This window comes from Brevundimonas sp., assembly GCF_965279155.1.
Taxonomy (GTDB): Bacteria; Pseudomonadota; Alphaproteobacteria; order Caulobacterales; family Caulobacteraceae; genus Brevundimonas.
In genome coordinates, this window is sequence record NZ_OZ257138.1 from 3,293,907 (window position 1) to 3,311,338 (window position 17,432).

A 17,432-nucleotide genomic window follows, 5' to 3' on the forward strand; every position below is an offset into this window, starting at 1 on the left:
TCGCGCGATCTGACGGCAAAGCTGTGCATATCCCGATATGTGGGCTTTTAGGGCTCAGATGTCGGTGTCTAGCGCGGCGTCCATCGCATCCAGCACCTGACGGGCCAGGACGCGGGTGACCGGGCGGTGCAGGGCGTCCAGCCGTTCCACCACGGCGGCGGCGGTGTCGGCCGACCGGTCCAGACGGCGCACCAGATAGTCGATCACGTCGTCGGCCGGCGTAATGCTGCGCTCGGCGAAGCGGGCGCGCAGGATGGCCGACAGGACGGCGTCGTCGGGTGCGGAGATGCAGACGGCGCGCACGGCGTCCAGACGCGAACGCAGATCGGGCAGGTCGACCGACCACTGACGCGGCGCCGAGCGCGACACCAGAAGCAGGGCGCCGCCGCCCGAATTGGCCAGGTTGATCAGGTGAAACAGGCTCTCGTCGTCCGCATCGGCCGCCCGGTCCAGCAGCACAGGCCGACCTTCCAGCTCCAGCGGATCGATCAGGGCGGCCTCGGCGCCGTTCAGCGGCACGGCCCCGACCCGTTCGGCCCAGTGGGCGGCGAGGCGGCTCTTGCCCGATCCCGCCGGCCCATGCAGGGCCAGCACCGCCCCCGCGCCATCGGGCCAGCGCGCCAGCACGCAAACGGCCTCGGCGTTGCTGTCCGAGGTCACGAAGGCCTCGCCCACGACATGACGCTCCAGCGGCAGACGCAGCTGTTCGGCGGTCGGACGGGGCGGGGCGCTCAGCGCGGTCATGACCCCGTCTTAGCAGAGGCCAGTGTTAACCGCGTCAGGCCGCCTCTGTTGGTTCCGGGGAGCGAACCTCGCCCCTGTGGATGAATTCAGGCGAATTCGGCCAGGGCGGGGTTCAGCTTGCCCGCCTTGAACTCGGTGACCGCATAGTCGGCCAGGCCATGAACCTGGAACGGATCGGCCTTCAACAGGGCTTCCAGCTCTTCCTTCGTCCCGCCGCTGCGCACCACCAGGATGCCGCCGGTGCGCGGAACCATCGGCCCGGCGGCGATGATCAGACCGCTGGCGACATAGGTGTCCAGCCATTCGCGATGCTCGACCGTCTTGGCCTCGATGGCTTCGATCGGCTGGGTGTAGGTGATGGTGACGATGAACATGGCGGCCTCAGGTGGGACGGGAGCGCCAGATATCATGCGGGACGGCAGGCTTTGCAACGGCCGAAACCTTGACTTTCCGGGGCGATGATGCGCCCTACGCCGCTTCGATTTCGGGCGCCGACGGCGTCGGATTCCACCGCCAAAGTCTCCAGACGGTCTGTTCCATGCACGCCTACCGCTCACACACCTGCGGCGCCCTGCGCGCCTCCGACGCCGGTTCCGCCGTTCGCCTGTCCGGCTGGGTGCACAGGAAGCGCGATCACGGCGGCCTGCTGTTCATCGACCTGCGCGACCATTACGGCCTGACGCAACTGGTGCTGCACCCCGAAACGCCCGGCTTTGCGGCCGTCGAGCGCCTGCGCGCCGAGAGCGTGATCAAGATCGACGGTGAGGTCGTCGCCCGCGAAGCCGGAGTGGTCAACCCGAACCTGCCGACCGGCGAGGTCGAGGTCCGCGTCCAAGGCGTCGAAGTCCTGTCGGAAGCCGCCGAACTGCCGATGCCGGTCTTCGGCGATCAGGAGTATCCAGAGGACATCCGCCTGGCGAACCGCTTCCTGGATCTGCGTCGTGAGCGTCTGCACAAGAACATCGTCCTGCGCTCAAGGGTCATCTCCTCGATCCGCCAGCGCATGGTCGCCCAGGGCTTCCTGGAGTACCAGACGCCGATCCTGACCGCCTCGTCGCCGGAGGGTGCGCGCGACTTCCTCGTGCCGTCGCGTCTGCATCCGGGCAAGTTCTATGCGCTGCCGCAGGCGCCGCAGCAGTTCAAACAGCTGCTGATGGTCTCGGGCTTCGACCGTTACTTCCAGATCGCGCCCTGCTTCCGTGACGAGGACCTGCGCGCCGACCGTTCGCTGGAATTCTACCAGCTCGACGTCGAGATGAGCTTCGTGACCCAGGAAGACGTCTTCGCCGCCATCGAACCGCTGATGCACGGCGTGTTCGAGGAGTTCGGCGAGGGCAAGCCGGTCTCGGCCATCGACGGGGTCCATGTCTTCACCAACGACTTCGGCGAGACGTTCGAGCACAAGGGCTTCGAGCGCCTGACCTACGCCCAGTCGATGGCCTGGTATGGTTCGGACAAGCCGGACCTGCGCAACCCGATCAAGATGCAGGTGGTGTCGGATCACTTCCGCGACGGCGGCTTCGGCCTGTTCGCCAAGATCCTGGGCGCGGACGAGAAGAACGCCGTCTGGGCCATTCCGGCGCCGACCGGCGGTTCGCGCGCCTTCTGCGACCGCATGAACTCCTGGGCGCAGGGCGAGGGCCAGCCGGGTCTGGGCTATATCTTCTGGTCCGAAGACCAGGGCGCCTGGGGCGGCCCCATCGCCAAGAACCTGGGTCAGGAACCGACGCAGGCCCTGATGGCCTCGCTGGGCCTGGGCCAGGGCGACGCCGCCTTCTTCACCGCCGGCCTGCCTTCAACCTTCGCCAAGTTCGCCGGCCTGGCCCGCACCCGCGTGGGCACGGAGTTGAAGCTGATTGACGAGAACCAGTTCAAGTTCTGCTGGATCGTCGACTTCCCCATGTTCGAATGGTCGGAAGAAGAGAAGAAGGTCGACTTCAGCCACAACCCCTTCTCGATGCCGCAGGGCGGGATGGAGGCCTTGGAGACCCAGGATCCGCTGACCATCCGTGCCTATCAGTATGACATCGTCTGCAACGGCTATGAGCTGTGCTCGGGCGCGATCCGGAACCACAAGGCCGAGATCATGCTGAAGGCCTTTTCCATCGCCGGCTACGACGCCTCGGTGGTGGAAGAACAGTTCGGCGGCATGTTGAACGCCTTCCGCTACGGCGCGCCGCCGCACGGCGGCCTGGCCCCCGGCATCGACCGGATTGTCATGCTGCTGGCCGGCGAAACGGCCATCCGCGAGGTCATCGCCTTCCCGCTGAACCAGCAGGGCGAAGACTTGCTGATGAACGCCCCGACCGAAGCGGAAGAGCGTCAGTTGAAGGATGTCCACATCCGCACGGCCCTGCCGATCAAGGTCTAAATCGAGCCGACATCGCCGAATACGACAAAGGGGACGCCGCGAGGCGTCCCCTTTTTGCATTGGACTGCGCCGTTAGTTCCCGGCGTTGACGAAGTTGCGCACGCGCGGCGGCGCCGGAGGGGCGGGCGGCGAGCGGATGATGCGGATCGAGGTGCTGCGGCAGGCCTGGGCCGTCAGGCGGCCGGGCAGGCGGGTCGAGCCGTCGCCGCAGGCCTCGCTGATCTGGTCCTGGGTCAGGCCGCGCGCGTTCGACAGGTCGGCGCCCCGGATGTCGGTGCGGCGCAGTGAGGCGTTCGAGAAATCGGCGCGCGAGAAGCTCGCGCCGCTCAGTCGCGCCCCGTCCAGGCTGGCGTTCGAGAAGTCCGCGTTCGAGAAGTCGCCGCCCGACAGGTTGGAGGCGTTGACCTCGGCGTTGGAAAAGTTGGCCCCGGCCGCGCGGACATTGGTGATCGTCGCCCCGAACAGTTCGCTGTTGGAGAAGTTGGTCCCCGCCAAGGTCGCGCCGTTGAAGTTCACTCCGTGCATCTCGCCGCCCGACAGGTCGGCGCGGGTCAGGTTGGCGCGGACGAAGGACGACCCTTGCGCCTCGGCTCCATTCAAATGGGCGCCCGTGAAGTTTGCGGAGGTGAAGTTGGCCCCGACGATCTCGACGCCCGACAGATTGGCGCGGCTGAAATCGCTGCCGGTGAAGTTGGAGCCCATCATCTCGGCGCCGCGCAGATTGGCCCCGACCAGGGTGGCGTTCATGAAGCTGGCGCCGGTGAAGGTCGCGCCGGTCAGGTTGCGGCCCGACAGTTCGCAGCGGTTGCACGATCCGCCCAGCGACACCGAACGGGCCACGTCGCGGTCCTGCATCGACATCTCCACCCCGGCGAAGGCCGGCGAGGCGATGAGCGCCGTCCCGAGCGCAAGAAGCGCCAGCGAGGGTTTGACCCGGATATGTTCAGCGATCTGTTTCACGAGACCTGAATGCCCCGAAACCCCTGCCATACCTACTTAAATCGAGGTAACTTCATGAAATCCAGGCAAGGTCGAAGACCCTCAGCAGGCGGGAATGCGAAGCCCGCGCGGCAGGACGGTCGACTCGTCGCCGCACGCCTGGTTCAACTGGCCCTGGGTCAGGCCGGTGGCCCGCGTCAGCTGGGCGCCCGACAGATTGGTCCCCGACAAGGTCGCGCCTGAGAAGCTTGCGCCTTCCAGATAGGCGCCGACGAAACTGGCGTTGGTCAGGTTGGCGCGCGAGAAGTTGGAGCCGGAAAACACGCCGCCATAGCCCTCGACGTCGCGCATGTCGGTGTTGGAAAACCGCGTGCGGTTCATGACGCTCAGGCTCAGGTCCGCCTGACGCAGCCGCGCGCCCGACAGATTCAGGCCCCGCGCCTCCAGCCCCGAGAAGTCCCCCTGGAACAGGTTGCAGCCGGCGCAAGACGACCCGCGCTTCACGCTGGCGATCTGGCCTGCGTTCTGGGCCAGGGCGGGCGCGGCGACGGCCAGCAGGGCGGCGATCAGGCCGAGGATGAGTGTGCGTTTCATGGACCGGGCTCCGACGTTTGATCGTCTGTCAGCAAACCCTAGGCCATAACCCTTAACCTACCCCTGACCTCCGAAGCCGCGCGAAGTTGATCTAACCTTGGCTTTAAAAGCCATGCGCCGATTGGTGCTGCGATGAAGCCAATCGCTAGAACGGTTCGATCAGAGAAAGCGGGTCGAAGACGTGGCGAGCTATCTGAAACTGCGCCGGCCGCATTCGAAGCCGTACCGAACGCGAAAAGCATGAATGAAAAGCCGACAAAATCGTTGAGATCGCTGACCCACGTTCCATCTCTTGGATGCCCAAGCGTCAGGGTGACGTTCGCAACCAGAAAGGCGAAACCCAACAAGTACGACCAGTCACGCGAGAGCCAGTGCCTCGTATCGAATGGGTAGAGTGCGATCCGATGGACGCCGTAGATCCAGCCCCATTGCAGAATTATAGCAAAGATAAAGAATGCAGCCCCCCAAGTTGTGGGAGCGCCATGATTCATCAACCCGACAAATATTCCCGCGATTGCAGTCAGCGATAGCCAGATTGGGCTGATGCTCGCTAACGCAGCCCACCATTTCGAATTCAAGGCGTGACTGCCTTTGGCGCGGCTCCGCAGGTGTCGCACACCCAGGCGGCGCCGCGTTGCTGCAGGCTGAAATCCCCGCAGGCGGGGCAGGCGACGGCTTCGCTGTCAGCCACATGACGCGGCTCGGGCTCGGCCTTCTTGCCGAAGGGCAGGACGACCAGATTGTCGGGCGCCGATCCGCGCGCGAAACCCTTGGAGATGAACCGGGCGGCGGGCACGGCCGCGTTGGCGTCGGGCTTGCCGTCGCCCAGCCCGTCTGCGTTCAGGTCGTCGGTCCCGGCGTTGGCCAGTTCGTCGCGGTCCAGATAGGAGACGCCCAGTTCGCGGAAGATGTAGTCCAGGATCGAGGTCGCCGACTTGATGGAATCGTTGCCGGTCACGCGCCCGGCCGGCTCGAACCGGGTGAAGACGAAGGCGTCCACGAACTCGTCCAGCGGCACGCCGTATTGCAGGCCGATGGAGATGGCGATGGCGAAGTTGTTCATCAGGCTGCGGAAGGCGGCGCCCTCCTTGTGCATGTCGATGAAGATCTCGCCCAACTCGCCGTCTTCGTATTCGCCGGTGTGGATATAGACCTTGTGGCCCCCGACGGCGGCCTTCTGGATATAGCCCTTGCGCCGGTCGGGCAGTTTGCGGCGGGCCCGTTCCCGCTCGATCACGCGCTCGACGACCCGTTCGGTGGGCGTGGGGCGAGGGGTTTCGCGCACAGGCTCGGCCCGCCCTGCCTCGATGTTCGGCAAGGACAACAGCGGACCGGCCGGCGGCGCGGCGCGGGCCAGGCGGATGGCGCGACGGCCGTCCAATGCGCCCTGGCTCAGCAGCCTTGCGGCTTGGGCCGAGGTGGTGCGCCAGTCCATCGGTTCGACCGCAACGTCGGCTAAGTCGCTGAACGGTTCGATGGCGCGCCGCAGGTCGGCTGCGGCCGCCGCCGGATCGGCCAGCAGGGCGGCGACGGACGCCGGCGCCTCGGGCCAATCGCTCAGGTCGCCATGACCGAAGACCCAGCGCGTCGCCGCCGTCTCGGCCTCTTCGGACACGCCCAGCAGGGTCAGCAACAGGCCGTCGCCGTCCTCGACGCCCAGCACGTCGCGGATGAAACCGGGGTCCAGGACCGGGGCGGCGAAGACCGTGTCGAAATCTTCGGCCCAGGCCAGGGCGTTCTCGATGGCGGCCAGTTCGATGTCGGTGAAGCCCAGGGTGCGCAAGGCCGTGTGATCGATGCCTGGCGCCTCGACCAGGGTGCGCCGCCCGAACGTCCACCGCTCCGCCGCCTCGATATCGCCGCCCGCCGCCGAGATCGCCGCCGCCAGGGCAGGGTTCAGCCGACGACCGATCTCGCCGTCCGCCGTCTGGAACACATCGACCGCCGTGATCCGGCCCAGCCCCAGCCGCAGCCGCGCCTCCGCATCCTCGACGAACAGGCCGATGGCCGAATGGCGGCGCGCCTTTGGGGCGACCGCCAAGGCTTTCGACGCCACGGCGGCGAGGGGGGCTGTCAGCCCTTTCAGCACGTCGCGCCGCGCGGTCTGGGTTTCGGCGGCGGCGCCCTTCAGATCGTCCCAATCGGGGCAAAGACCGCGCACGCTCGCCAACTCGGCCGAGGTCTGCGCCGCCGTCGCCGCGACCAGTCCCGCGAACGCCTGCGCCCGACCTGTTCGATCATTGTCCGCCGCCAGGGCTTCCAGCAACCCGTCCAGCCCCAGGGCGATCACGCCGGGCGTCGCGGCCTGAAGGTCCAGCGCCACCGTCAACAACTGCGTCAGACCCGCCAGATCGGCCGCCGCGTCGCCGCCCAGCGCCAGCACGGCGCCCAGGTCGATCACGGCCCGACCCGTCGTCGCCGTCGCGGTTTCTGCGTCGCGTGGGTCGAAGGCGACGATCAGCCCGCCGTCCAGCGTCGCTTCCGCCGCGAGCAGGGCCTCCGGCGCGCCCGCCGCGATCTGCGTCCGATCCGCCAGGGCGACCAGGGGCGCGCCCTCGACCGTCGGCTCCAGCGCCATCGCCGGCCGTTCGCCGTCGACGGCTCTCAGGATGTCGGCGTCGCTCGCCCCGCACCGTCGCGCCAGCGCCGCGGCCCGACCCAGGGCCGGATTGCGCGAGGGATCGCCGCAGTCGCCGCGCGGGCCTTCGCAACGGTCCACCGCATCAGCCACCCCCGCCAGCGCATCGGCCAGCGCCTGCGCCGCCTGGGTGCCCAGCCGCGCCGCAGCCCTCTTGCCGCTGTGTGTCATCAGACTAGCGCCCGCGCCGGGATCGTTCAGATCAACGACGCCGGCTGCGACCGGCCCCGATCCCGCCGGCGCCGCCAGGCCCAGTTTGAATGCGCCTGACAGTTCGCTTGCGAACGCGGCGGCCTCGACCCGGTCGAACACGCCCTCCATCACGCCGGTCGCGGCCAACCGCTCGACCCAGGCGTCCACGCCGCCGTTCAGCCAGTCGCCCGACATCGGCGTCGCGAAACCCGCCGCCTCGACCCAGTCCAGCCAGGCCTCGATCTGAGCGTCGGACCAGCCGGTGGGCGCCAGCACCTGCTGCACGCTGGCGGGGCGTTCGACGGCGCGGGTCTCCATCGCGACTCGTTCGGCGCGAACGGCGAAGCCGGATTGAAAGCGCATGGCGGCGTCTCTCCGAAAGGTTCGGACCAGCCTAGGCGGTCGCGCGCCGCTTCGCCAATACATCTGGTGTGCTCAGGCCGTATTGCCCACAAGATATCGATTCAACTGCCCCCGCCTGAACGCTGGACGAAGAGCGCGCGGGTTTCTATGATCCGCGCCAGACGCCGCCTCCCTTTTCGGCGAACCCTTACGGTTGGATTCCACGACGTGTTGAGCAAGATTTTCGGCTGGTGGGAGGGCGCCACGATCGGCACCCGTTTCACCATCGCCAAGCGCGGTCGCTTCGTCGGCCAGGACGAGAACGGCAATCGTTATTTCGAGAGCCGCGACAACGTCAGCTACGACGGCCGCAAGCGTCGCTGGGTCATCTATGACGGTTATGCCGAGGCGTCCAAGGTGACGCCCGACTGGCACGGCTGGCTGCACTACACCTTCGACCTGCCTCCTACCGAGCAGCCGCTGCCGCGTCGCGTGTGGGAAAAGGATCACATGCCCAACATGACCGGCACCCCCCTGGCCTGGCGTCCGCCCGGCTCGCTGGCCAACGAGGCCAAGCGCCCGGCTGCGACCGGCGACTATCAGGCCTGGACGCCGGAGTGAAAACGCGCCGCATCCTGTTGGGCGCAGCGGCCGTCGTGGGCGTGCTGAGCGCCGGCGCGGTGACCGCCAGCGTGCTGCAGGACGCGCCGCGTGACGCCCGCCCAGTCCAGGATCCCATCGGCGACATTCTGCGCACCACGCCCTCCGTGCCGACCGAAAGCCCGCCGGCCGGCGCGCCCGCGCCGCGTTCGCCCGTCGCGGTGACGCCGCCGCCAGCTATCGTCATCGCCGAGGACGCCGCCGTCGAGGAGAAGGCCGAGGACGAGATCAAGGCCGAGCGGCCCGTCGCGACCAAGGCCATCGAACAGCCCGACACCCCGGCCCGTCGCCAGCGTCGCAAGTTCGCGATCATACAGGCCATCGACAAGGTCACGGCCGAGTCGATGAAGTTCGAGGTCGAGGTCGGTGGTCGCCCCGTGCGCTTCAACCGCAACCTGATCTTCGCCGCCCGCGCCTGCGAGGTCACCACCCCGGACGAGCTGACCGAGGACGCCATCGCCTATATCGACGTGTCGCTGCAGCCGCGCGGCCGCGAGACCGCGCCCCGCCAGATCTTCCGCGGCTGGATGTTCGCCTCGTCGCCGTCCGTCAGCGGTGTCCAGAACCCCTATTACGACGCCTGGATCGTGGGCTGTAAGAACTGACCTTTCACGCCGCGAGGAGGCTGAGGATGGATCGCGATAAGCCGCTCAAGAAAAGCGAAACGGTCGAGATCCGGCTGCCCCACGCGACCAAGACCGCCTTCATGGCCCGCTGCCGCGCCGAGGGCCGCACCGCCAGCGACGCCATCCGCCGCTTCATCGAGGCCGAACTGAGCCAGAACTCGGCGACGCGACGTGCGCCCCGCCTGGGCTGGCGTCCGCTGCTCGCCGCCGCCGTCGCCGGCCTGGCCCTGGGCGCCGTCGCCGCGCCCTCCCTGGCCCAATCTTCGCCGCCCAGCCGCGCCGCCTTCGACCGGATGGACCGCAACCACGACGGCGTCGTCAGCTTCGACGAATATCGCTCGCGCTAAACATCACCCCATTTTCCGTCACCCTCGGGCTTGTCCCGAGGACCCACGGCGGATGCAGATGCGGTGGATCGGCATTCAGGCAGCGCGTTCCAACATCTAGCGCCCGAGTGAGGGTCAACGGTGGGCCCTCGGGACGAGCCCGAGGGTGACGGATTTTGTGGAGAGGGCGATATCCCGACCTACCTAATCCGAACCCAAAACCGGTCCCACTGAAGGTTCAACCACGTCCACGGTTTGAACAGGCTGGCGCCCGGCTTCCACGAGGCCAGAACTACTTCGGCCCGACCCATGATGTTCTCGGCCGGCAGCAGGCCGACCCCGACCTCGGGCGGCCAGCGGCTGTCCAGAGAGTTGTCGCGGTTGTCGCCCATCATCAGATACTGACCCCGAGGCACGCGGCGCAGGGGCGTGTCGTCGCCCTGCAGGTCCGGCCCGCCGTCATAGGTCACATAGGTCCGCCCGTCGGCCAGGGTCTCGCGCACCTGCTGCACCCGGCGCTGGAGCGCGTCATGGTCGGCGACGACATCCAGCCGGGTCTGGCGCACCGCGTCGCCGTTGACGAAGACCACGCCGCCGCGCACCTGAACCGTGTCGCCGGGCAGGCCCACGACCCGCTTGATCCAGGTCTGTTTCGGATCGCGCGGCAGGCGGAAGACCACCACGTCCCCACGCCGAGGCTCGCGCCCCATCACCCGCCCCGGCGCCATGGGCGGGCTGAACGGCAGCGACGCCGTGCTCCAGCCATAGGCGTACTTCGACACGACGATATAGTCGCCGGTCACCAGCCCCGGCTCCATCGACGACGACGGAATGGTGAAGGGCTGGAACAGCAGGATGCGGAGCAGGGTCGCCAGGATCAGGGCTACGACCAGAGTCACGGCGATCTCTCGCACCTCGCGCAGGACGGTCGAGCGGGGCGGGGCCTTGGATAGGGCGGATGGGGGCTGGATCATCCCATCCCGGCATTGACCGCCAGACCCGCCGCCGACGCCAATCCGAACCTGTCGGGACAGGCTGAAAATAGTGTCCGGACAGATCAGGCGGACGCCATCAGGCCGTAGCCAGAGCCACCGCCTCGACGCCGGTCAGGGGTGCACGCAAAACCGCTTGATCCGGCCTGATCGTCAGCGCCGGCGACAGCCGGTCAAGATAGGCCGCCTGCGGTGTCTCCACCGCGCCGAACTGGCTCAGATGGTCGGTCAGGAACTGTGCGTCCAACAGGGTCCAGCCGCCCTTGCGCAACCGCGCGACCAGATGCACCAGCGCCACCTTGGACGCATCCCGCTCGCGGCTGAACATGCTCTCGCCGAAGAAGGCCCCGCCCAGCGACACCCCATACAGGCCGCCCACCAGCCGGTCGTCTCGCCAGCATTCGATGGAGTGGACGAACCCCATGGCGAACAGGGCCGCATACAGCCGCCGGATCGGCCCGTTGATCCAGGTGTCTTCGCGATCCGGCCCTTGCGCCGCCGCACAACCGTCCAGCACCGCCTCGAAGGCGGTGTCGACCCGGACCTCGAACGGTTCGCCCCGCAAGGTGCGACGCAGACGGCTGGGGATGTGGAAGGCGTCCAGAGGCACGACGCCGCGCTGTTCCGGCTCGATGATGAAGACACGCGGATCGTCGCGCGCCTCGGCCATCGGAAACACGCCGCGCGCATAACAGGCCAGCAGGTCCTCCGGCCCGAACCCGCCGAACGGGCCGCTGGCGCTGAAATCGGGTTCGGTCATGCGGCGGGGCGGATCTGGTCTGGGGTCACGCGATTGGCGGGGACGCGGCCGGCCTCGATCTCGCTCAGCCCCGACAGGGTGGTCACGGCGATGGCCGTCAACGCCTCCTCGGTCAGGAAGGCCTGGTGTCCGGTGATCAGGACGTTGGGGAAGGTCAGCAGCCGCTGGAACACGTCGTCCTGAACGATCTCGTTCGACAGGTCCTCGAAGAACAGATCGCCTTCCTGCTCATAGACGTCCAGTGCGACGCCGCCGACACGCCGGCTCTTCAGCGCGTCGATCAGGGCCTGGGTGTCGATCAGGGCGCCCCGACTGGTGTTGACGATCATCACGCGCGGCCGGGCCATGGCCAAGGCCGCCGCGTCGATCAGATGACGCGTCTCCGGCGTCAGCGGGCAATGCAGGGTGATGATGTCCGACTGACGCAGCAGGGTCTCGCGATCCACGTAGCGCACGCCGATCTTGGACAGTTCGGCGTCCTCGACCACGTCGTGCGCCAGGACTTCACAGCCGAAACCCAGCCTCAGCGCCCGCGCGACCAAAGCGCCGATCCGGCCCGTGCCGACGACCCCGGCGGTGCGTCCCGACAGGTTGCGGCCGATCAGGCCGTCCAGCGCGAAGTTGTTCTCGCGCACGCGGGCGGAGGCGCGGGGAATGTTGCGATCCATCGCCAGCAGCAGGCCCAGGGTGAACTCGGACACCGCCTCGGGCGAATAGGCCGGCACGCGGATGACCGTCAGGCCCAGCGCCTCGGCCGCGCGCAGATCGACATTGTTGTAGCCGGCGCATCGCAACGCCACGACCCGCACCCCGCCTTGCGCCAGCAGGGTCAACGCGGCGGCGTCCAGCCGGTCATTGACGAAGACGCAAACCGCATCGAACCCGGCGGCCAGCGGCGCCGTCGCCGCGTCCAGGCGCGGCTCGAACCAGGTCAGTTCATGTCTAAAGTCAACGTTGGCGAGATCGAGGAACCGGCGATCATAGGCCTTGGTCGCAAAGACCGCGATGCGCATGGGCCGGTTCCTCTTGTTTCAGCCAGGCGTCAGGCGCTGTCGCCCTTTTGGCGCGCAGCCCACTTCTCCAGCCAGTGGATGTCGTAATCGCCGGACAGGATGTCGGGCTCCTGCAACAGTTTCTGGAACAGGGGGATGGTGGTGTCGACGCCGCCGATGACGATCTCGTTCAGCGACCGCTTCAGGCGGGCGATGGCCTCTTCGCGGTCGCGACCGTGGACGATCAGCTTGCCGATCAGGCTGTCGTAATAGGGCGGGATCGAATAGCCGGCGTAGATGGCGCTATCCAGACGCACGCCCAGGCCGCCCGGCGCGTGAAAGTCGGTGATCTTGCCCGGCGACGGGGTGAAGGTCTCCGGGTTCTCGGCGTTGATCCGCACCTCGATGGCGTGGCCCTGGAACTTGATGTCCTCCTGGGTGAAGGACAGCGGCAGGCCGGCGGCGATGCGCACCTGTTCGCGGACGAGGTCGACGCCGGTGATCATTTCCGTGACCGGATGCTCGACCTGCAGGCGGGTGTTCATCTCGATGAAGAAGAACTCGCCGTCCTCCCACAGGAATTCGATGGTGCCGACGCCCAGATAGCCAATGGCGGCGATGGCCTTGTTGACCGTCTCGCCGATCTGCTTCCTGCCTTCGGCGGAAAGCGCGGGCGAGGGGGCCTCTTCCAGCACCTTCTGGTGACGGCGTTGCAGCGAGCAGTCGCGCTCGCCCAGGTGGACGACATTGCCGTGGCTGTCGGCGATGACCTGGATCTCGATGTGGCGCGGCTTCTGGAGGTAGCGCTCCATATAGACGGCGCCGTTGCCGAACGCGGCCTTGGCCTCGGACTGGGCGGTCTGCACCGCCTCGACCAGGTCGTCGGGCGTCAGGGCAACCTTCATGCCGCGTCCGCCGCCGCCCGCCGCCGCCTTGACGATCAGGGGGAAGCCGATGGCCTTGGAGGCCTCGATGGCCGCCTCGACGGTCTCGACCTCGCCCTTGGAGCCGGGGACGACGGGGATGCCGGCGTCCATCACGGTCTGTTTGGCGCTGATCTTGTCGCCCATGACCCGGATATGTTCGGGCTTGGGACCGATGAAGGTCATGCCGTGGGCTTCGACGATCTCGGCGAAACGGGCGTTCTCGGACAGGAAGCCATAGCCGGGGTGGATGGCCTGGGCGCCGGTGATTTCCGCCGCCGCGATGATCGACGGGATGTTCAGATACGACTTGGCGGCCGAGGCGGGGCCGATGCAGACGCTTTCGTCGGCCAGCCGCACCCACATGGCGCCGCGGTCGGCTTCGGAATGCACGGCGACGGTGGAGATGCCCATCTCCTTGCACGCCCGATGGATGCGTAGCGCGATCTCGCCGCGGTTGGCGATCAGAACCTTGGTGAACATCAGGGCGCCTTAGGCTTCCAGCAGGACGAGCGGCTCGCCAAACTCGACCGGCTGGGCGTCACCGACCAGGATGTCGAGGACCACGCCGTCGCGCGGGGCCTGGATCGGGTTCATCGTCTTCATGGCCTCGACGATCAGCAGGGTCTGGCCCTTTTTGACCTTGTCGCCCGGCTGGCAGAAGACCGGCGCTTCCGGCGAGGCTTGCAGATAGACGGTGCCGACCATGGGCGACTTCACCTCTTCGCCGGATCGGGCGACGATGGTGGCGGGATCGGACGGCATGGAAGCCGGTGCGGCGGCGGCAGGCGCAGCGACCGGTGCCGGCGCAGCCGCGTATTGCACCGGTGCGGCGTTGACCGTGATCTCGCGGGCGACGCGGATGCGCAGATCGCCGCGTTCGACTTCGACTTCCGTCAGGTCGGTCTCGTTCAGGATGTCGGCCAGCTGGCGAACCAGGGCGGCGTCGATTTCGGCGTGTTTCTTGTCATCGGCCATTGGATTTGCGCCTTGTCTTTCGTGGTCTTGAGTAAACGGGACGGGCCTCAGCCGCGTTCCCGAACCTTGGTGAGAGCCGCCTGGACGGCCAGTTCATAGCCGACCGCGCCGAAGCCGGCGATGACGCCGGTCGCCGCGGACGAAACATAGGAGTGATGGCGAAACGCCTCGCGCGCCGCCGGGTTGGACAGATGCAGTTCGATCACCGGGATCGACAAAGTCTTCAGCGCATCGTGCAGCGCCACCGAGGTGTGCCCATAGGCGGCCGGATTTATGATCAGGGCGTCCGCGCCTTCACGGGCTTCCTGAATCCAGTCCACCAGCACGCCCTCGTGGTTGGTCTGGCGAAACACGACGGTCGCGCCGCCCTCTACCTTGGCAGCCGCCTTGACGCAGCGCTGCTCGATGTCCGCCAGGGTGTCGTGGCCATAGATGTCCGGCTCCCGAACCCCGAGCAGGTTCAGATTGGGGCCGTTCAGCACATGAATGACGGGCGTTTCGGCCATGGTTTCCGGAATCGGGCGCTGCTTCGCAGCACAAGAGGGGCCTTTTAGCCGACGCAGGGCCTGGGTCAAACGGTCCCCGCACCGAACCTTACCCAAGGTCATGCCGCAGTGGCGCGGATTTCGCAGCCAAGGCCTCATTCGTCCCCGGTCGGGACAGCCTGTGGGAGCGCAGACGATGCGCCAAGACGGCAAACTGATCCTTCGCACCGTGGTGGCCGCCTTTGCGGCCGTGGCGGTGGCTGTCGGCGCCTTCCTGTTCGAGGCCGGCTAAGCACGCCGTCTGGCGAAACCGGCCGCCAGCGTCTATCTCAGGCCCCAACCTAAACTCTGATGTCGCCAACGCCCGGAGACCAGACGCGTGCACCAGATCCACCTCAACGGCGAACCCCGCCAGGTCCAGGCCGCCACCATCCTGGCCCTGGTCGAGGAACTGTCGCTGGACCCCCGCAAGGTCGCCGTCGAACGCAATCTGGAGATCGTGCCCAAGTCCCTGCACGCCGCCACTCCTGTGGCCCAGGGCGACCGCATCGAACTGGTTCAGTTCGTCGGCGGCGGCTGATCAGACCTTGATGATCGGGCCAGGATAGAAGGCGATCTGACTGTCTGCGGTGACAAGACGAGCGCCTTCGGCGATGGCCTGAGCGATGAGCAGGCGATCAAAAGGGTCGCGATGGATCAAGGGCAGTCCGCTCAGTTCCAGAGTATGCAAGCTGGTCACTGGAATCTCTTCGTAACTTGCCGCCAGCAACCGGCGGCGGAAGGCGAGGGGATCAACACCGAAGTCGGCACGATTCAGTCCACGCTTGACGACGATCTCCCATATATTGACGGCGCTGAAGATCAGATCGTTATCCGGATCGGCCATCAGACTGGCGGCTTGAACGGGAAGGCGCGCCCGGTTCTCCGACGCCCACAGCAGCAGATGCGTATCGATCAGCAACCTCATCGGCTGTGGCCGTCCTCATGCACTCCATCGCCGTAGAACATCGCCTCGATCTCGGCTTGGCCCATCGTGTCGAAGTCATCAGGCACCTGAATTTCGCCCCGCATAAATCCAAAGCGGCGCGAGGTGTCCACTGGCGCAGCCTCCTCAATCGCCGTCACCTTAACCATCGGCTTGCCGGCCTTGGCGATGATGAAGGACTCACCCCTGGCCGCCTTCTCGATCAGGCGGGACAGGTGAGTCTTGGCCTGATGGATGTTGACCGTCTCCATGACGTCGCTCCTGTGAACTTAGTTCACTTAGTTTAGTTCATTCGACGCAGCCCCGCAACGCGGTGTGATCTTCTCGGCCTTTCGCTTCGCGGCCGGGGCGCGTAGGTCACCACCCATGACCGATACAGCTTCCGAAACCTGGTCCGTCGCTGGCCGCACCTTCACCTCGCGCCTGATCGTGGGCACCGGCAAATATGTCGACTACGCCCAGAACGCCGCCGCCGCCGAGGCGGCGGGCGCCGAGATCGTGACCGTGGCGGTGCGCCGGGTGAACCTGACCGATCCGAACCAGCCGATGCTGGTCGATTATGTGAAGCCGGACCGCTTCACCTTCCTGCCCAACACCGCCGGCTGTTTCACCGGCGAGGACGCGGTGCGCACCCTGCGCCTGGCGCGCGAGGCGGGGGGATGGAGCCTGGTCAAGCTGGAGGTGCTGTCCAACACCGCCCACCTCTATCCCGACATGATCGAGACGCTGCGGGCGCTGGACCTGCTGATCAAGGACGGGTTCGACGTCATGGTCTATTGCACTGACGACGTGGTGATGGCCAAGCGGCTGGAAGACGCCGGCGCCGCCGCCATCATGCCCGCCGCCGCCCCCATCGGCTCGGGCCTGGGCATACAGAACCCCATCAACGTCCGCCTGATCGTCGAACAGGCCAAGGTGCCGGTCCTGGTCGATGCCGGCGTGGGCACAGCCTCGGATGCGACCCTGGCGATGGAGCTGGGCTGCGACGCCGTCCTGATGAATACCGCCATCGCCGGCGCCAAGGACCCCATCCGCATGGCCCGCGCCATGAAACACGCCGTCATCGCCGGCCGCGACGCCTATCTGGCCGGGCGTATGCCGAAGCGGATGTACGCGGATCCGTCGTCGCCGCTGGCGGGACTGATTTAAGAGGTCGGCGCACATTGTCTCCTCCCCACATCGTGGGGAGGGGGACCGCGCGAAGCGTGGTGGAGGGGCTCTTGAAGTCCCACAGGCGCCTCTCCCTCCCCTTCATGGGGAGGGACGATCGCGCAGCGATCCGGGTGGGGCCGTGAGGGCAGCGGAGACGCTTCATACTGCCCCACCCCGGCTGCGCTCTGCTTCGCCGCCCCTCCCCATGAAGGGGAGGGAGAAACGCGCTCCAGCCATCACAATGACGCTGGTCCATTCGGAGTGATTTCAATCGCTTGCCGAATTATGTCCCCGTTCTGCCATCCCCCCTCCGAAACGCGCGTATTCTAAACCCGTCCCGTCGCCCGGAGGGCTCGCTTGGCCTGCGACCTTGCGGCGGCGGGAGCGGATGGAACGGGAGCGGGTCTGAAACGGCCCGCGCCGACGGCGACACGCCGTCGGAGGGTCGAGGGGGATACTCGATCGCACTCGGGACGGGGTTTCGCAGACCCCGCCGACCCGTCGCAGGCTTATGGGGTTAGGCGATAAGACCGCCACCGCTCGACGCCCCGAGCTTGCAGGCCAACCAACCGCGCGGAGCGTCATACCCTTCGTCGAAACGGTACTTACAAACTCACACTCCGGGCGAAGGCCCGGCGCTCCGCCCAGCCCTCCACCAACTTCGCAGCGAAAGCGCGAGGCTGATCACACCTGCCCGGAGACCCGCATGGCCCGCCCGAAACCCCGTCGTCCC

The 17,432-nt window shown here is 67.0% G+C and carries 19 protein-coding genes; 6 read left to right on the forward strand and 13 right to left on the reverse strand.

The features are described from left to right. Nucleotides 1-54: 54 nt before the first annotated feature. Both ACQY72_RS16065 and ACQY72_RS16070 read right to left on the reverse strand, forming a co-directional pair. On the reverse strand, nt 55-744 hold the full coding sequence (locus ACQY72_RS16065) for a chromosomal replication initiator DnaA (protein ID WP_428154823.1): 690 nt from the start codon (nt 742-744) through the stop codon (nt 55-57). Nucleotides 745-830: 86 nt separating this feature from the next. Beyond that, a complete protein-coding gene (locus ACQY72_RS16070; protein WP_428154824.1) occupies nt 831-1,118 on the reverse strand; it encodes a YciI family protein in 288 nt (95 codons plus the stop codon). 164 nt (nt 1,119-1,282) lie between these two features. Between ACQY72_RS16070 and aspS the strand changes: the two genes are divergently transcribed. Beyond that, a complete protein-coding gene (gene aspS / locus ACQY72_RS16075) occupies nt 1,283-3,115 on the forward strand; it encodes an aspartate--tRNA ligase (RefSeq protein WP_428154825.1) in 1,833 nt (610 codons plus the stop codon). Between the two features lie 72 nt (nt 3,116-3,187). Here the strand turns inward: aspS and ACQY72_RS16080 are convergent, their stop codons facing one another. The 3 genes from ACQY72_RS16080 to ACQY72_RS16090 all read right to left on the reverse strand — a co-directional run bounded on the left by ACQY72_RS16080 (nt 3,188) and on the right by ACQY72_RS16090 (nt 7,841). Next, a complete protein-coding gene (locus ACQY72_RS16080) occupies nt 3,188-4,075 on the reverse strand; it encodes a pentapeptide repeat-containing protein (RefSeq protein ID WP_428154827.1) in 888 nt (295 codons plus the stop codon). Nucleotides 4,076-4,156: 81 nt separating this feature from the next. After that, on the reverse strand, nt 4,157-4,648 hold the full coding sequence (locus ACQY72_RS16085; RefSeq protein ID WP_428154829.1) for a pentapeptide repeat-containing protein: 492 nt from the start codon (nt 4,646-4,648) through the stop codon (nt 4,157-4,159). 574 nt (nt 4,649-5,222) lie between these two features. Continuing rightward, entirely contained in the window at nt 5,223-7,841 is a 2,619-nt protein-coding gene (locus ACQY72_RS16090) for a TSCPD domain-containing protein (RefSeq protein ID WP_428154830.1), read from the reverse strand. 207 nt (nt 7,842-8,048) lie between these two features. Here ACQY72_RS16090 and ACQY72_RS16095 point away from each other — a divergent pair, with 207 nt between their 5' ends. From ACQY72_RS16095 to ACQY72_RS16105, 3 genes are read left to right on the forward strand one after another with little or no spacing between them, the layout of a single operon-like run. Further along, a complete protein-coding gene (locus ACQY72_RS16095; RefSeq protein ID WP_428154832.1) occupies nt 8,049-8,441 on the forward strand; it encodes an NADH:ubiquinone oxidoreductase subunit NDUFA12 in 393 nt (130 codons plus the stop codon). Beyond that, nucleotides 8,438-9,085, forward strand: a complete 648-nt coding sequence (locus tag ACQY72_RS16100) for a DUF2155 domain-containing protein (protein ID WP_428154834.1) — start codon at nt 8,438-8,440, stop codon at nt 9,083-9,085. The genes ACQY72_RS16095 and ACQY72_RS16100 overlap by 4 nt, the downstream gene beginning before the upstream one ends. Nucleotides 9,086-9,111: 26 nt before the next feature. Then, nucleotides 9,112-9,453, forward strand: a complete 342-nt coding sequence (locus tag ACQY72_RS16105; protein WP_428154836.1) for an EF-hand domain-containing protein — start codon at nt 9,112-9,114, stop codon at nt 9,451-9,453. A gap of 179 nt (nt 9,454-9,632) precedes the next feature. On the opposite strand, the gene lepB is transcribed toward ACQY72_RS16105, so the two are convergent. The 6 genes from lepB to aroQ all read right to left on the reverse strand — a co-directional run bounded on the left by lepB (nt 9,633) and on the right by aroQ (nt 14,583). Continuing rightward, nucleotides 9,633-10,406, reverse strand: coding sequence for a signal peptidase I (gene lepB, locus ACQY72_RS16110; RefSeq protein WP_428154837.1), 774 nt, complete (start codon nt 10,404-10,406; stop codon nt 9,633-9,635). Between the two features lie 97 nt (nt 10,407-10,503). Beyond that, entirely contained in the window at nt 10,504-11,184 is a 681-nt protein-coding gene (gene aat / locus ACQY72_RS16115; protein ID WP_428154839.1) for a leucyl/phenylalanyl-tRNA--protein transferase, read from the reverse strand. Further along, complete coding sequence (locus ACQY72_RS16120) at nt 11,181-12,197, reverse strand: 2-hydroxyacid dehydrogenase (RefSeq protein WP_428154841.1); 1,017 nt, start codon at nt 12,195-12,197, stop codon at nt 11,181-11,183. The genes aat and ACQY72_RS16120 overlap by 4 nt, the downstream gene beginning before the upstream one ends. Nucleotides 12,198-12,226: 29 nt before the next feature. Beyond that, a complete protein-coding gene (accC, locus tag ACQY72_RS16125) occupies nt 12,227-13,582 on the reverse strand; it encodes an acetyl-CoA carboxylase biotin carboxylase subunit (protein WP_428154843.1) in 1,356 nt (451 codons plus the stop codon). Between the two features lie 9 nt (nt 13,583-13,591). Beyond that, complete coding sequence (gene accB / locus ACQY72_RS16130; protein WP_428154844.1) at nt 13,592-14,077, reverse strand: acetyl-CoA carboxylase biotin carboxyl carrier protein; 486 nt, start codon at nt 14,075-14,077, stop codon at nt 13,592-13,594. A 47-nt stretch (nt 14,078-14,124) separates the two neighbouring features. Next, nucleotides 14,125-14,583 (reverse strand): type II 3-dehydroquinate dehydratase, encoded by a 459-nt coding sequence (aroQ, locus tag ACQY72_RS16135; protein WP_428154846.1) that lies wholly within the window; start codon nt 14,581-14,583, stop codon nt 14,125-14,127. Nucleotides 14,584-14,941: 358 nt separating this feature from the next. On the opposite strand from aroQ, the gene thiS reads away from it, so the two are divergent. Beyond that, nucleotides 14,942-15,142 (forward strand): sulfur carrier protein ThiS, encoded by a 201-nt coding sequence (gene thiS / locus ACQY72_RS16140; RefSeq protein ID WP_135193027.1) that lies wholly within the window; start codon nt 14,942-14,944, stop codon nt 15,140-15,142. On the opposite strand, the gene ACQY72_RS16145 is transcribed toward thiS, so the two are convergent. Continuing rightward, the gene (locus tag ACQY72_RS16145; RefSeq protein WP_428154848.1) at nt 15,143-15,529 is read right to left on the reverse strand and encodes a type II toxin-antitoxin system VapC family toxin; all 387 of its coding nucleotides are present in this window, start codon (nt 15,527-15,529) and stop codon (nt 15,143-15,145) included. Beyond that, entirely contained in the window at nt 15,526-15,798 is a 273-nt protein-coding gene (locus ACQY72_RS16150) for a type II toxin-antitoxin system Phd/YefM family antitoxin (protein ID WP_428154850.1), read from the reverse strand. The genes ACQY72_RS16145 and ACQY72_RS16150 overlap by 4 nt, the downstream gene beginning before the upstream one ends. Before the next feature lie 115 nt (nt 15,799-15,913). Here ACQY72_RS16150 and ACQY72_RS16155 point away from each other — a divergent pair, with 115 nt between their 5' ends. Further along, complete coding sequence (locus tag ACQY72_RS16155; protein WP_428154852.1) at nt 15,914-16,696, forward strand: thiazole synthase; 783 nt, start codon at nt 15,914-15,916, stop codon at nt 16,694-16,696. Nucleotides 16,697-17,432 lie beyond the last annotated feature (736 nt).